A 14,670-nucleotide genomic window follows, 5' to 3' on the forward strand; every position below is an offset into this window, starting at 1 on the left:
AACTCACCGACCGAGCGGTGGGACATGGCGACTTCTGCCGTCACAACACCGTTCGAGTGGCACTCTTCGCCAGTGCCTCGACCGCGGCCGCGACCTCCAGGAGGTACCGGTCGGCGCCGTGGCGGGCCACGATCTGGACGCCCACCGGGAGCCCGTCGGGAGTGGTCCCGAACGGCACCGAGACGGCCGGGCAGCCGGTCACAGTGATCAGGTACGCCGAACGCATCCAGTCCAGGTAGGAGTCCATCGGCATCCCGTCGACGGTGTCCGGGAACTCCCGGTCGGCCGGGAACGGCGGGACCTGCGACACCGGCAGCACCAGCACGTCGTGGTCGGCGAAGTACTCCCGCATCCGGTGCGCCAGCGTGGTGCGCCGCTGGAACGCGACGGCGACGTCCGCGCCGGTCAGCGACTCCCCCGCCCGGATGTTCGCGGCCAGCGAGGACTTGAACTCCGTCGGGTGCACGGCCAGCTGCAGACCGAACCGGGCCTGGAAGTGCCACGCACGCAGGGTGCGGAAGCACTCGTCGGCACCCGTGAGGTCCGGGATCGAGCCGGTCACCGCCGCGCCCGCCCCGGCCAGTGCCACCCCGGCCGCCTCGACGACCGCCCGGACGATCCGGTCGACGGCGAACGCCCCGTCCAGGTCGGCGGACAACCCCACCCGCAGCCCGGCGAGCGACGCCGGGACGACCGGTGCCCCGAAGGCCGCGCCGGGGTCGCCGAGCGCATGCGGCGCCCGCGGGTCCGGCCCGGCCAGCACCGACAGCAGCAGCGCCAGGTCGTCGACGGTGCGGGCCATCGGCCCACCGGTCGAGGTGGGCTCCCACATGTTCGCCGACGGCCACTCCGGCACCCGCCCCCAGGACGGCCGCAGTCCGACGACCCCGCAGAACGACGCCGGGTTGCGCAGCGAACCGCCCATGTCCGAGCCCTCCGCCAGCGGCACCATCCCGGTCGCCAGCGCACACGCCGCCCCGCCCGAGGACCCGCCGGCGGACCGGGTCGGGTCGTGCGGGTTGAGCGTGGTGCCGAACACCCGGTTGAACGTGTGCGAGCCGGCCGCGAACTCGGGGACGTTGGTCTTGCCGATCGTCACCGCACCGGCCGCCCGCACCCGCTCCACCAGCAGATCGTCGGTGTCCGGGACGTGCTCGGCGAACAGCGGGGAGCCGTACGTGGTCCGCCAGCCGGCGACGGCGTGGGTGTCCTTGAACGCGAACGGCAGCCCGTGCAGCGGACCGGGCTCCGCCCCGGCGGCCAGTGCGCGGTCGGCGGCCTCGGCCCCGGCCCGGGCGCGTTCCTCGTCGAGGGAGACGATCGCGTTGAGCCGCGGGTTGCGCAGCGCGATCCGCTCCAGGTGCAGGTCGAGCAGCTCGCGGGCGGAGATCTCCTTGGCCCGGACCGCGGCGGCCTGTTCGCGGGCCGGGGTCGCGACCGTGATGTCGGCGCTCACCGGCGACGCCCGACCACGGCGCCGACCAGCACGCCCAGCAGCGCGACCGCCGCGCCGATCCCGATGCCGCGGGTGAGCTCACCGCTGCCCGGGCCCCCGGCGGCGGGCGCGGACGTGAACACCTCCGCGCCGGTCATCGGCTCGGCGTAGGCCGGGGCGCCGACGAGCGGAGCCGGCTCCGCCACCGCTACGGCCGGCCCGGGGACGGCGGGCACAGCGGGCACGGCGGCCGCACCACCCGCGCCGATCGCCGCGCCGACGGCGTCGAAGAACCGGTCCGCCATCCGGGTGGACACGCTGGCGAGCATCCGCTGGCCGACGCCGCCGACCATGCCGCCGACCGTCGCGTCGGCAGTGTAGCCGATCCGGGTGCCGCCCGAGCCGAGGTCGTCGAAGGTGACGTCGACGACGGCGTCGACCGTGCCCGGCCCGCCCGCCCCGTTCAGGGTCATGACCAGCGACTCGTGCGGTTCCAGCTTCGACAGCGCGCAGCTGCCGGTGTAGGTGCCCCTGATCGCGGCGACCCCGGCGGTCACCGTCATCGCGTAGGCGTTCTCGCCGGTCGGCTCCAGCCGTTCGCAGCCGGGAATGGTCGCGACCAGCACCCGGGGGTCGAGCAGCGCCTCCCAGACCCGCTCGACCGGGTGCTCGACGACGTTGCTGCCACTGATCTTCACGAGCGGTGCTCCTCACGCAGGCTGAACAGGTCCGACGGAGAGATCGGCATCGCGGTGACCGGGAAGCCCTCGGCATCGGAGACCGCGGCGGCGATCACCGCCGAGACCGGGATGACGCCCGCCTCGCCCGCCCCCTTGATGCCGAGGGGGTTGAGCGGCGAGGGCGTCTCCAGGTGGTCGATCTCGATCCCGTCGGGGACCTCGGACACGTACGGCATCAGGAAGTCCATGAAGGACGCGTTGAGCAGCTGGCCGGACTCGTCGTAGGCCATCCGCTCGTACAGCGCGCCGCCGACGCCCTGGGCGACGCCGCCGTGGATCTGTCCCTCGACGACCATCGGGTTGATCAGGTGACCGCAGTCGTGGACGACAGCGTAGCGCAGGATCCGGATCTCGGCGGTGTCCGGGTCGGTCTCGACGATCGCGGCGTGCATCCCGGAGGCGTAGGTCGCCCGAGGAGTGCTGTGGAAGTCGGTGCCCTCCAGACCCGGCTGTTCCCCGTCGGGCACCGGCAACGCGTCGGTGTCCCCGACCGAGAACTGGGTGGCGGCCTTCGATGCCTCGTCGAAGGCGTAGCGCAGCGGGTTGGACAGCACCGACAACGTGCCCAGCGGGATCGACCGCTCGGTGCCCCGCACTCCCACCACGCCGTCGACGATCTCCAGGTCCGCGACGTCGACCTCGAGCGCGTCGGCGGCCAGCCGCAGGGCCTTCTCCTTCGTCCGCCGGGCGGCCTTGAGGACCGCCGAGCCGGACATGACCGCGGCCCGGGAGGCGAACGTGCCGACCGCGTAGGGCATCCGCCGGGTGTCGCCGGTGACGACCTCGACGTCGGAGAACCGCACCCCCAGCTCGTCGGCGACGATCTGGGCGAACGCGGTCTCGTGGCTCTGGCCCTGGGTGGTGAGCCCGGTCGCGACCGTGACCCGGCCGGTCGTCGCGACGTGCACGTGCGCACCCTCGTAGGGGCCGACGCCGGTGCCCTCGACGTAGCAGGCCAGCCCGATCCCGACGGTCAGGCCCTGCTCGGCGCACGCGCGGCGGAAGGCCGCGAACCCGTCCCAGTCGATCAGCGTGCGCAGCTTCTCCAGCAGGGCCGGGTAGTCGCCGGAGTCGTACTCCAGCGGCCTGCCGTCCTGGAAGATCAGGCCGTGGTCGTAGGGGAACTCGTGCGGCTGGATGAAGTTCACCGCGCGGACCTCGGCGCGGTCACGGCCCAGGTAGCCCGCGATCGCGTCCATCGTGCGTTCCATGGCGAAGCAGCCCTGGGGGCGCCCGGCGCCGCGGTACGGCGTCACGATCACGGTGTTGGTGTAGAGCGAGGAGAAGGCGACCCGGTAGGCGCCCGGCTTGTACGGGCCGAGCAGCTGGGTCGAGGTGATGATCGGGACGATCAGGCCGTACGGGGTGTAGGCGCCGTGGTCGTGCCAGAACTCGACGTCGAGACCGAGCAGCCTGCCGTCGTCGTCGAAGCCGACCTCGACGTGCTGGACCTGGCCGCGCTCGTGGGCGGAGGAGACGAAGTGCTCGCGCCGGTCCTCCACGAACTTCACCGGCCGGCCCAGGGCGCGGGCGGCCATCGGGACCAGCAGTTCCTCCGGCCACGGGTGGACGATCTTGACACCGAAGCCGCCGCCGACGTCCGGGGTGATCACGTCGACCCGCCCGATGTCGAGGCCCAGCCGTGCCGCCACGGCGGCGCGGACCCCGGTGGAGCTCTGGGTGGAGGTCCACAGGACAAGCCGGCCGAGGGCGGGGTCCCAGCGGGCGACGGTGCCGCGGCCCTCCAGCGGCATGCACGCGCTGCGCTCGATCTCCAGGTCCAGCTCCAGGCGGTGTGGCGCCGCGGCGATGGCGGCGGGGGCGTCACCGACGGCCTGCTCCAGCCGGGCGCCGACGTTGCCGGGCACGTCGTCGTGCACGAGCCGCTCGGCCGCGCGTGCCGCCGCGATCCCGACGACGGCGGGCAGCACCTCGTAGTCGACGACGATCCGGTCGACGGCGTCCTCGGCCAGGTAGCGGTCCTCGGCGACGACGAACGCGACCGCCTCCCCGACGTGGTTGACCTCGTCGCCGGCCAGCGCGAACTGGGTGCGGCTGTGGGTCAGCGCGGGGTGCGGGATGAGCACGGGCAGCGGCTCCGCCATCGGGCCGGTCAGGTCGTCGTGGGTGTAGACCGCGTGCACGCCCGGCACGTCGAGGACACCGGACACGTCGATATCGCGGATGCGGGCGTGTGCGTGCGGGGAGCGCAGCACCGCGGCGTGCAGCACGCCGGGTCCGGGGTCGACGTCGTCGAGGTAGCGGCCGCCGCCGCGCAGGAAGCGCTGGTCCTCGACCCGCTGGACGCGCTGGCCCATGAGCTTGGTGGTCACCGGGCGGCCCCGATCTCGGCGGCCCGCTCGACCGCCGTGACGATGTTCTGGTAGCCGGTGCAGCGGCAGAGGTTCCCGCCGATCATGTCGCGGGCCCGCTCGCGGGTGGGGCAGGGGTCGCGGCGCAGCCCGGCGGTGATCGTCGTCAGGAAGCCGGGGGTACAGAAGCCGCACTGCAGACCGTGGCACTCGGCGAAGGCCTGCTGGACCGGGGACAGCGACCCGTCGGGCTCAGTCAGCCCCTCGACGGTGGTGATCGCCCAGGACTGCGCGGCGACGGCGAGCATCAGACAGGCCCGTGCCGGCTCGCCGTCGAGCAGGATCGTGCAGGCCCCGCAGACCCCGTGCTCGCAGCCGACGTGGGTGCCGGTCAGGCCGAGGTCGTGGCGCAGCGCGTCGGACAGCAGCCGCCGTGCCGGGACCCGCAGGTCGTGGACGACGTCGTTCACCGTCAGCCGGATGTCGTGGAGCGTCTCGCTCATCGCCCGCCTCCCTGCGCGGTCGCGTTCCGGGTCGCCACGGCCACCACCCGGTCGGTCAGGACCCGGACCAGCTGTCGCCGGTAGGCCGCCGTGGAGTGGATGTCGGTGGCCGCGTCCAGGTGCTCGAGGGCGGCGTCGGCCCGGTCGGCCGGGGCGACACCGGTCAGGTCGACGACCACCGGGACGTCGCTCACCGACAGGTAGCCGACCCGGATCCGGTCGCCGTCGACGACCGCCCCCGCGCCGACCAGGGCGTAGTCGCCGTGCCGGCGGGCGACCTCGTCGAAGGCGACGCCCGCGCCCGCCGGCAGGGCGGGGAAGAACGCCGAGACGGCGATCTCGTCCGGGCCGACCGCCGACTCCAGCGGGCCGACGAACAGCTCACGCGCTCCGATCGTGCGCCGCCCGGCGGGCCCCTCGACGTCGAGCGACCCCTCCAGCAGCCGCAGCACCACCGGCATCTCGGCGGCGGCGTCGGCGTGCACGAGGGACCCGACGGTCGTGCCGCGGTTGCGGATCGTGGGGTGCGCGACGTGGGCCAGCGCGGCCGGCACCAGCGGCTGGACCCTGGCGAGCAGCGGTGACTCCAGGACCGCGGTGTGCCGGGCCAGCGCGCCGACCCGGACACCCCCTCCGACCTCGGTGATCGTGTCCAGGCCGGGTACCCCGTTGATGTCGACGACCAGGGACGGTGCGGCCAGCCGCATGGACAGCAGCGGCACGAGACTCTGTCCACCGGCCAGCACCTTCGAGTCCGGCGCCGCGAGCGCGGCGACGGCCCCGGCCAGGTCCGTCGGGCGGACGTAGTCGAAGGGTGCGGGCTTCACGGGCTGTCCTTCGCCTCCCCGTCGTCGACCCTGGTCGCCATCGTCCCGGCGGGCGTCCCGGACGGACCGGTCGTCCCGGACCGGCGGTCGCGCAGCGCGACGGCGTGGAAGTAGACGATCACCAGGATGGTGCCGAGCGCGATGCCGCCCAGCTCGAACCCGTTGCCCAGGTCCAGCGCGACGCCGCCGATGCCGGCGACCATGCCCGCCGCGAGGCCGACGAGGTTACGGGGCTCGCCGAAGTCGACCCCGTTCTCCACCCAGATCTTGGCGCCGACCAGCGCGATCATCCCGTAGAGCACGAGCGTGATCCCGCCGAGCACGCCGCCGGGGATCGCCCCGACCAGCACGCCGAACTTGGGGCACAGGCCGAGCAGGATCGCCACGGCGGCCGCGACGTAGTAGGCCGCGGTGGAGTACACCCTGGTCGCACCCATGACGCCGATGTTCTCGGCGTAGGTCGTCGTCGGGGACCCGCCGAACAGGCTGGCCAGCGCGGTGGCGGCGCCGTCGGCGCCCAGCGCCCGGCCCAGGTAGGGGTCGAGGTCGTCGCCGGTCATCTCGGCGACAGCCTTGACGTGCCCCAGGTTCTCGGCGACCAGCGCGATGACGCCGGGGAGCACCAGGAGCACGAACATCAGCGAGAAGCTGGGCGCGTGCACGGCCGGGACGCCGTCGTCCAGGGTCCCGCTGGGCAGTCCGAACCAGGCGGCGTCGGCCAGGCCCTCGAAGGAGACGCGCGAGTGCGGCTCCGGGGTGCAGTCCGCACCGCCGCAGGAGGTGATCGGGCCGCTCAGGAGGTCGAGCAGCCAGGAGAGCACGAACCCGAAGACGAGCGCGAGGAACACCGCGATCCGTCCCCAGAACCCGCGGAACAGCACGGCGGCGCAGACCAGGAACGTCGCGGTGAGCAGCGCGGTCCACTGGTCCACCGGCCAGTACACCGATGCGACGACCGGGGCCAGGTTGAACCCGATCAGCATGACGACCGCACCGGTCACCGCGGGCGGGAGCACCCGGTGCACGAGCCGGGCGCCTGCGAGGTGCACGAACACACCGATCGCGAGCAGCACCAGGCCGGAGACCATGATCGCCCCGGTCACGGCGGCGGAGTCGCCGCCGGCCGCCCGGATCGCCGCGACCCCGCCGACGAAGGCGGCGCTGGTGCCGAGGTAGCTGGGCACCATGTTCTTGCAGACGACCAGGAACAGGACGGTGCACAGGCCCGAGAACAGGATCGCGAGGTTGGGGTCCAGCCCCATCACCACGGGGAACACGAAGGTCGCCCCGAACATCGCGACGACGTGCTGCATCCCCAGCCCGACCGTCTTCCCCCAGGGGAGCCGCTGGCGGGGTGCGACCGCCTCCCCCGGCCCCGGATCGACCACTTCCCACCTGAACATCGACATGGCGATCCCTTCACACGGCACCGGAGACCCGACTCAAGCTAACCCTGGTGATTCACGGAGCTGCGGATTGACCGCGTGATCGGCTGGCGGCGGATCCGGTCCGGTTCGTTCGATGGGTGGGCATGGCGAAGGGGCCGGCCTGCGCGTTCTGCCGGGAGCTCCCGCCGCTCGTCGTGTCGGGCTTCGGAGATCAACCAGCAGGAACAGGCAACGCGCACAGCCGCGCGAACGCGCGGGCGAGATCGACCGCCCAGGGCCAGGACCGTTGGATACGGACCCAGACTCGGCGTTGCCCGCGGGTGATCCGCGCGGCGGTGTGCAACAACCGGTAGCGCAACGCCTTCGGCTCGACCTTCGCCAGGTCGCCGTCGAGAAGCAGGCGCTGGGTCCAGGTGATCAGGTCGACCGCGAGCATGACCACGGTCAACCACGCCGCGTTGACGGCGAAGGACCGGGACGGGAAGTGGTTGAGGCCGGTGTCCTTGCCGCAGCGGATCCGGTCCTCGACCCGGGCGTGGGCGCGGTGGCGGGCGTCGAGGAAGGCGAGCTGCCCGACGCGGGTGTCGGTGGCGAACGCGGTGTAGCGCCAGCCGTCACGCTCCTCGAACGCATCGAGCTGCGCGCCGGGATGCGGCCGTTCGCGACGGACGACAACGCGGGTCCCGGCCGGGTAGTCGACCAACGCGGAGGCGGGGAGCAAGCCGGTGATCTCGGCCAGCCCGGCGCCGTCACGGTGCCCGCCGTCAGCGTCGACCGCCTCGGCCCACACCGTCTTCGGGACCAGGCTGATCACGGTGCGTTCGCGGTCGGTGACGGCCCAGCCGACGGAGAACTCACAGCTCACCGCTGTGTCTTGTTGCGCTCGGATGTGGGCGAGGAAGGCTTTCGTGGCGCCCGCGGTGTCGGTGCGGACCAGGATCGGGTGCCCGTGACGGAACGCGTCAGGGATCTGGGCGAGCGCGTCGTCGAGCACGTTGATGTGATCCGCGGCGGTGTTCGCACCGGCGTTCCCGCGGCGCAAGCGGGCGGCGAGGAACTCGCCGGTGTTGTCGCAGAACGCCAGCATCGGGTGATACCCGAACGTCTTCTTGAACGTGGGCGTGGCCTGTTCCTTCTCGCTGTGGGCGATGACGATCGTGGCGTCGAGATCGATCACCAGCACGTCCCGGCCGTGCCGGCGCAGGTCGCGGCCGGCGACCCGAGCCGCGGGAAACGCGCGACCATCGACGTCGGCGTGCTGGGCCCAGACCACCTCCCGGGCCCGCGCCCGCCCCGCCGCGATCGAGGACAACCGGCGCTCGTCGAGCTTGTCGAGCAGTCGCCAGCAGGTCGAGTCCGATGCCACCGACCCGAACACCGCGCCCTGATCGGCCAGGACCGCGATCTCGCAGATCCTCGTGGCCCCGTCGGCGACCGCGACGGCCAGATCGACCAGCACCCGCCCCGGATCATGACGCGCCCGAGCTCGTCGCAGCGGTGCGAGCGCGGTCGAGAGTTCACTGGTCAACGTGGTCCGGTCGGCGACATCGGCCAGCAGACGCGACCCGACGTGCGACACCACCCCAGCGCCGTCGGCGGTCACGATGACCGGTGGGCGCGTGCTTGTAGTCTGCACTCGGAAAGTGCCTCCTCGACCATGGCGGACAGGGCTTCGACACCCGCTGTCTTACCTGGTCACGAGGCACTTTCTTCAGTTGGGGTCGGAGATCACCGGCACAGCCCGTGAAGAGTCCGGGCTAATGAGCCTTTTTCAACCTGACCAGCGAGCTTCTGCGTCAGGAGATCGCGAAGGTTGCAGCGCAACTGCTCTGACCACAGCTGCACAGGTCACCGGCTCGCCAGCTCGGCGTCTGCACCCACACAACCAGGCCCCTGAGCTGCCGGAACGGCAGGTTGAAAAAGGCTCACTGGCACGAATTGATGACGCCAGCACGATGCCTGCATGCGTCGGGCCGTGCGGTTTCCGCTGGATGTCGTTCACGTTCCGCCCGGTCGGCCAACGATGCGCAGCGCCTGCAGCGCGACGGCGACGTCGAGCCGCAGATTCGGGTCCGTCGACAGCGGACCGAGGAGCCGTTCCAGCTTGGCGACGCGGTAGCGCATCGTGTTGTAGTGGAAGAACTGCACCCGGGCCGCCTCGGCCACGGTGAAGTTCGTGTCGAGCAGGACCTGCAGGGTCTCGCGCAGCTCGGCGGCCTCGGTGGTGGCCTCGGCGAGCGGGCCCAGCGCGTCGCGGACGAAGGAGTCCAGCTCCGCCGGGTCCGGGACGAGCGCGAGAAGCCGGTGCAGGCCGAGCTGGTCGAAGAACGTCGTGCTGCCGCCCCCGGAGATCCGGCGGCCCACCTCGACCGCCCGCCGTGCCTGGGCGTAGGCGCCGGGCAGGGCGTCGATGTCGGGCACCGGGCGGCTGATTCCCGCCGAGAACTGCCGTCGCCCGCCGCCCTTGTCCCCGGCGACCGCGGTGACGGCCCGCCGCACGATGTCGCGGCCGGGGGGTGGACCGGGGTCCGCGTCGACCGGCAGCAGGGTCACGACCTCGGACGAGAAGTCGACGGTGGGGATGCCCTCCCCCAGCCCGGAGCAGACCTGGCGCCACCCCGCCGAGAACCGCTTCTGCCAGGCACGCCACTGCTCGGCCGGGACCCGCGCGTCGATCGGGTCGAGCTCGGCGGTCAGCACGACCATCGGGCGGCGCAGGTCCCAGCCGAGGGTGTCCGCGTGCTCGGCGACGTAGGCGGGGTCGGCGGTGCGGCGCAGCAGCAGGTCCCGCAGGAAGTCGCCCTGGTACTTGGTCTCGACGGCGGTGACCGCCTCCTCGCGGGTGATCAGCAGCGCGGCCACCGCGGCGGCGCGCTCCAGCGCCTGCACGTCGTCCGGGGCGAGCCGGGCGGCCAGGCGCACGCAGACCAGCCGGGCGAGGTTCTGCCCACCGGCCGCGACCCGCAGGGTGCGGGCCTCCCCGCCCGCGACCGGGACACCGTCGATCCCCATCCGCTCGACGCGCAGCCGGCCCGTCGGGTCGACGAGGTCGTGCTCGGTCAGCATCCGGAGCTGGTCCTCCGACAGCGCCGACGCCCGCTCCCGCCCGTCGGTGGAGGTGATCGCGACGCCCACGTCGAGCACCCGCCCGACCTCGGCCGCGATCCCCGCGAGATCCCCGCCCTCCAGCGCGATCCGGGTGAGCCCGGTGTGCAGCGCGTCGAGCCGGGCCAGCGCCTCGCGGGCCGGGAACTCCGGGTCCCCGTTCCCCTCCGTCAGCAACTGTTGCCGCCCCTTCGGTCCGAAGGTGGCACAAGTTAACATCGGCGGACGCGACTGCCCAGGCTAGTTTCGGTCCGTGATCGGAGTCAGCGCACCCGTCCGGGTCCGCGACCTGCTGCGGCGGGCCGCGGACGGCCCGGTCCGGGTCGTGCACCGCGGGTCCGCCGCCGTCTACCTCGCCGTCCACGACGACGGTCGCGAGACCTGCGTCGGCGTCCTCGGTGCGGACGCGGTGCCGGTGCCCTGCGGACTGCGGTCCCGGCTCCCCTCGCTCGCCGTCGGCACCGCCGCCGTGCACGGCGAGGTCCTGCACCTCGACGACGAGCCGGTCGTCGTCCGGCGGCTGGTCGACACCCGGGTCCCCGCGCGGTCCCCGCTGCCCCGCACCGGGCTCCGGCCGACCCCCGGCCTGCCGGCCGAGGTGACCCCGGACGCCGTCGCCGGGCTCGTCGGACGCGGCGAGGGACTCACCCCGCTCGGCGACGACGTCCTGTGCGGCTGGCTCGCCCTGCACCGGGCCGCCGGCGTCGCCACCCCCGAGGTGGACGCCGCCGTCCTGGCCCACCTGCACCGCACCACGCTGCTGTCCGCCGAGCTCCTGCGGTGTGCCCTGCGCGGCGAGGTCGTGCCCCAGTTCGCCGCGCTGGTCACCGCGCTCGGCACGGCGGCCGAGCCCGCGGCCCGCGCCGCACTCACCGCCGTCGGGCACACCTCCGGGGCCGCGATGGTCCACGGCGCCGCGCTCGCCCTGTCCGCCCTGCACACCGAAGGAGTCGCCGCATGACGACGACGCACGTCGAGGTCCGGCCCGGCGCCTACGCCGACTCGGTCACGCTGCTCCGGGTCAGCCGCACCGCCCAGCAGCTCGACGGGGTGGTCGCCGCGCAGGTCGCCATGGCCACCCCGCTCAACGTCGACGTCCTGACCGGCATGGGGTTCTCCGTGCCCGCCGGGACCGGCGCGAACGACCTGGTCGTCGCCCTGCACCTGACCGGTGACGACGCGCTGCCCGCCGCCGTGGCGGGTGTCGACCGCGCGCTCGCCGAGGCGACTCGCCCGGCGCCGGACGGCGGGGCCGGTGCGGTCGCGCCGCCGCGCACCACCGCCACGGCGCTGGACAGGGCACCGGGCTCGGTCGTGCTCGTGTCGGTGCCCGGGCCGCACGCCACCGTCGAGGCGATGGACGCCCTCGACGCCGGCAGCGATGTCATGATCTTCAGCGACAACGTGCCGGTGGAGCAGGAGGTGGCGCTCAAGCAGGCCGCCGCGCAGCGATCCCTGCTGGTCATGGGCCCGGACTGCGGGACGGCCGTGCTGGACGGGCTCGGCCTGGGGTTCGCCAACGTCGTCGAGCCCGGCCCGGTGGGGCTCGTCGCCGCGTCCGGGACCGGGTGCCAGCAGGTGATGGCGCTGCTCGACCACGCCGGGGTCGGTGTGCGCGCCGCGCTCGGCGTGGGCGGGCGGGACCTGTCCGCGCCGGTCGACGGCCTCGCCACCCGGGAGGCCCTGCGCCGCCTCGACGCGGACCCGGCCGTCGTGCTGATCGTGCTGGTGTCCAAGCCCCCCGCCGCCGAGGTCGCCGAACGGATCGACCGGCTGGTCGCGACGCTCACGACGCCGGTCGAGTACGCGCTGCTCGGGCCGGGCAGGCCCGACCTGACCGCGGCGACCGAGGCCGCCCTGGTCCGGCTGGGTCGCCCCGTCCCGGACTGGCCGGTGCACGGCACCGCGCGGCCGGCGTCCGGCGGGCACCGGCTGCGCGGCCTGTTCGTCGGCGGCACGCTCGCCACCGAGTCCGCGCAGATCGCGGGCGAGGACGCTGCCCGGGCCGGCCACACCTTCGTCGACTTCGGCGACGACGAGTGGACCCGTGGCCGCGCCCACCCGATGATCGACCCGACGGTGCGCCTGGAGCACCTCGCGGCCGTGCTGGCCGACCCGGAGACCGCCGTCGTCCTGCTCGACCTGGTGCTGGGGCACGGCGCCGAGCCGGACCCGGCCTCCGTGCTGGCCCCCGCGATCGCCGGGTCCCGGGTGCCGGTCGTCGTCTCGGTCGTCGGGACCGGCGCCGACCCGCAGGACCTGGCCGCGCAGATCGACGCGCTGGTCGCGGCCGGCGCGGAGGTCCACCTCTCGCACGCCGGCGCCACGCGCCGGGCACTCGCACTCCTGCCCGCCGACACGACAACCGGAGCCGCCCGATGACCAACCCCTCGCTGGTGAGCACCGGCACCGACCTGCTCGCCGACGCCGCCGCCGACCAGGCGGTCCCGGTCACCCGGGTCGACTGGCACCCGCCGATGGGCGGCACCGCGGCCGATCTGGCGACCGTCGCCACCGACCCGCTGCGCCGGGCGGCGAACGAGCGCGCCCTCGCCGCGATGCTCGACGTCACCGCGACACTCGTCGACGTCGCCCCGGCCTCGGAGGTCCTCGGCCTCGCCCCGGGAGAGTTCCTGCACGCCGGGCCACCGATCACCTGGGAGCGTGCATCCGGCCCGCTGCGCGGTGCCCTGATGGGCGGCGCCGCGCTGGAGGGACTGGTCACCGACCCGGAGGACGCCGCGGCGCTGTTCGCGTCGGGTTCCTCGGTCTCACTGGAGCCGTGCCACCACCGCGGGGCGGTCGGCCCGATGGCCGGCGTCGTCACCCCGGGCATGTGGATGTTCGTGATCGAGGACCCGGCCACCGGCCGCCGGGCCCACTGCTCGCTCAACGAGGGGCTGGGCAAGGTCCTGCGCTACGGCGCCTACGGCCCGGAGGTGATCCGGCGGCTGCGCTGGATGGGCGACGTGCTGGGCCCGCTGCTGCGCGGCGCCGTCCGGGCCCGGCGGGACGCGGGTGAGCCGGTCGACGTGACCGGCGTGCTGACCCAGATGCTGCAGATGGGGGACGAGGCGCACAACCGCAACCGGGCGGGGACCCTGATGCTGCTGCGGGACCTGGGCCCGGACCTCGTCGCGACGGCGGCCGCCGCCGGTGTCCCGAGCACCGACGTCGCGGAGGCACTGCGGTTCGTCGGGGGCAACGACCACTTCTTCCTGAACCTCGCCATGCCCGCGTGCAAGCTGGCCCTCGACGCAGCCCGGGACGTCGACGGCTCCACCATGGTGGTGGCGATGGCGCGCAACGGGACCGACTTCGGCATCCAGGTCTCCGGCACCGGCGACGAGTGGTTCACCGGCCCGGCCCAGCTGGCCGACGGCCTGTTCCTGGGCGACTACGGCCCGGCAGACGCCAACCCCGACATCGGCGACTCGGCGATCACCGAGACGGCCGGGATCGGTGGCTTCGCCATGGCGACGGCCCCGGCGATCGTGCGGTTCGTCGGCGGGACCGTGCCGGACGCACTGGCCACCACCCGCCGGATGCGGGAGATCACGCTCGGGGAGAGCCGGCGGTGGACCGTCCCGATCCTGGAGTTCGCCGGTGTCCCCAGCGGCATCGACGTCACCCGGGTCTGCCGTACGGGCATCCTCCCGCAGATCAACACGGGGATGGCCGGACGGGTCGCGGGCGTCGGGCAGGTCGGGGCCGGGCTCGTGACCCCGCCGGCCGAGATCTTCGCGAAGGCGCTCACCCGGCTGGCGGAGCGGACGGTCCTCAGACGCGGCGCAGCAGCCTGACGACGACCGTGGTGATGATCAGCCAGAGGATCGCCGCGACCCCGTAGTTCAGCGTGACGGCCATCTTCGGCTGGGCCGGGGTGAACAGGTCACCGAGGCCGAGGTTCAGCTGGGCCGCCCACGAGGAGATGTACTCGGTGAGGAAGTTGGCCGGGTTGGCGTCGAGCAGGGTCAGCACGATGTGCGCGACCAGGATGGCCACGATCACCAGGCCCACGATCCGCACGATCGTCGCGATGATGCCCACGCCCTGCCGCACGGTCGTACCCACGGTTGCCGCCATCACACACCCCTTTGTCTCCGACGGCGTCATGGTCGCACCGCCGTGCCCTCACTGCCCCCACAACGAGGGAGAACGCTCTCGGTTGTGATCACTTCGTTGCGTGCCGTCGTCCGGGTGACACCAACGCCGGTCCGGGACAGCGGGTTGCCGTGCAACGGAGGGTCGGGTCTACGGTGGGGGCATGGCGCGCCTGCTCCTTCGCCGCCGCGGCGGGGTCTGAACCGACCGGCCCCTCGTCGCGGGGTTTCGCGTGTCCGCCGGTCGCCACGACCGT

At 73.6% G+C, this 14,670-nt stretch carries 12 protein-coding genes; 3 read left to right on the forward strand and 9 right to left on the reverse strand.

What is annotated here, in order from left to right:
• Positions 1-40 precede the first annotated feature (40 nt).
• From XF36_RS23420 to XF36_RS23455, 8 genes are all read right to left on the reverse strand, one after another.
• The gene (locus XF36_RS23420) at positions 41-1,456 is read right to left on the reverse strand and encodes an amidase (protein WP_082375605.1); all 1,416 of its coding nucleotides are present in this window, start codon (positions 1,454-1,456) and stop codon (positions 41-43) included.
• On the reverse strand, positions 1,453-2,133 hold the full coding sequence (locus XF36_RS23425) for an SRPBCC family protein (protein WP_060713631.1): 681 nt from the start codon (positions 2,131-2,133) through the stop codon (positions 1,453-1,455). The genes XF36_RS23420 and XF36_RS23425 overlap by 4 nt, the downstream gene beginning before the upstream one ends.
• Positions 2,130-4,508, reverse strand: a complete 2,379-nt coding sequence (gene cutA, locus XF36_RS23430; protein ID WP_060713632.1) for an aerobic carbon-monoxide dehydrogenase large subunit — start codon at positions 4,506-4,508, stop codon at positions 2,130-2,132. Before cutA ends, XF36_RS23425 begins: the two co-directional genes overlap by 4 nt.
• Entirely contained in the window at positions 4,505-4,990 is a 486-nt protein-coding gene (locus tag XF36_RS23435) for a (2Fe-2S)-binding protein (RefSeq protein ID WP_060713633.1), read from the reverse strand. Before XF36_RS23435 ends, cutA begins: the two co-directional genes overlap by 4 nt.
• Entirely contained in the window at positions 4,987-5,817 is an 831-nt protein-coding gene (locus XF36_RS23440) for an FAD binding domain-containing protein (protein WP_060713634.1), read from the reverse strand. Before XF36_RS23440 ends, XF36_RS23435 begins: the two co-directional genes overlap by 4 nt.
• Complete coding sequence (locus XF36_RS23445) at positions 5,814-7,220, reverse strand: uracil-xanthine permease family protein (protein WP_082375900.1); 1,407 nt, start codon at positions 7,218-7,220, stop codon at positions 5,814-5,816. The genes XF36_RS23440 and XF36_RS23445 overlap by 4 nt, the downstream gene beginning before the upstream one ends.
• Positions 7,221-7,416: 196 nt before the next feature.
• Positions 7,417-8,841, reverse strand: a complete 1,425-nt coding sequence (locus XF36_RS23450; RefSeq protein ID WP_060710764.1) for an IS1380 family transposase — start codon at positions 8,839-8,841, stop codon at positions 7,417-7,419.
• Between the two features lie 362 nt (positions 8,842-9,203).
• Entirely contained in the window at positions 9,204-10,487 is a 1,284-nt protein-coding gene (locus XF36_RS23455; RefSeq protein ID WP_060713635.1) for a PucR family transcriptional regulator, read from the reverse strand.
• A 76-nt stretch (positions 10,488-10,563) separates the two neighbouring features.
• Between XF36_RS23455 and XF36_RS23460 the strand changes: the two genes are divergently transcribed.
• The 3 genes from XF36_RS23460 to XF36_RS23470 are packed head-to-tail and all read left to right on the forward strand — an operon-like array spanning position 10,564 to position 14,113.
• Entirely contained in the window at positions 10,564-11,271 is a 708-nt protein-coding gene (locus XF36_RS23460; RefSeq protein WP_060713636.1) for a DUF2877 domain-containing protein, read from the forward strand.
• Positions 11,268-12,692, forward strand: a complete 1,425-nt coding sequence (locus tag XF36_RS23465) for an FdrA family protein (protein WP_060713637.1) — start codon at positions 11,268-11,270, stop codon at positions 12,690-12,692. The genes XF36_RS23460 and XF36_RS23465 overlap by 4 nt, the downstream gene beginning before the upstream one ends.
• Positions 12,689-14,113, forward strand: coding sequence for a DUF1116 domain-containing protein (locus XF36_RS23470; RefSeq protein ID WP_060713638.1), 1,425 nt, complete (start codon positions 12,689-12,691; stop codon positions 14,111-14,113). The genes XF36_RS23465 and XF36_RS23470 overlap by 4 nt, the downstream gene beginning before the upstream one ends.
• On the opposite strand, the gene XF36_RS23475 is transcribed toward XF36_RS23470, so the two are convergent.
• The gene (locus XF36_RS23475) at positions 14,091-14,396 is read right to left on the reverse strand and encodes a hypothetical protein (protein ID WP_075308864.1); all 306 of its coding nucleotides are present in this window, start codon (positions 14,394-14,396) and stop codon (positions 14,091-14,093) included. The genes XF36_RS23470 and XF36_RS23475 overlap by 23 nt on opposite strands.
• Between the last annotated feature and the right edge of the window lie 274 nt (positions 14,397-14,670).

The sequence above is a fragment of the Pseudonocardia sp. HH130629-09 genome, from assembly GCF_001294645.1.
Classification (GTDB): Bacteria; Actinomycetota; Actinomycetes; order Mycobacteriales; family Pseudonocardiaceae; genus Pseudonocardia.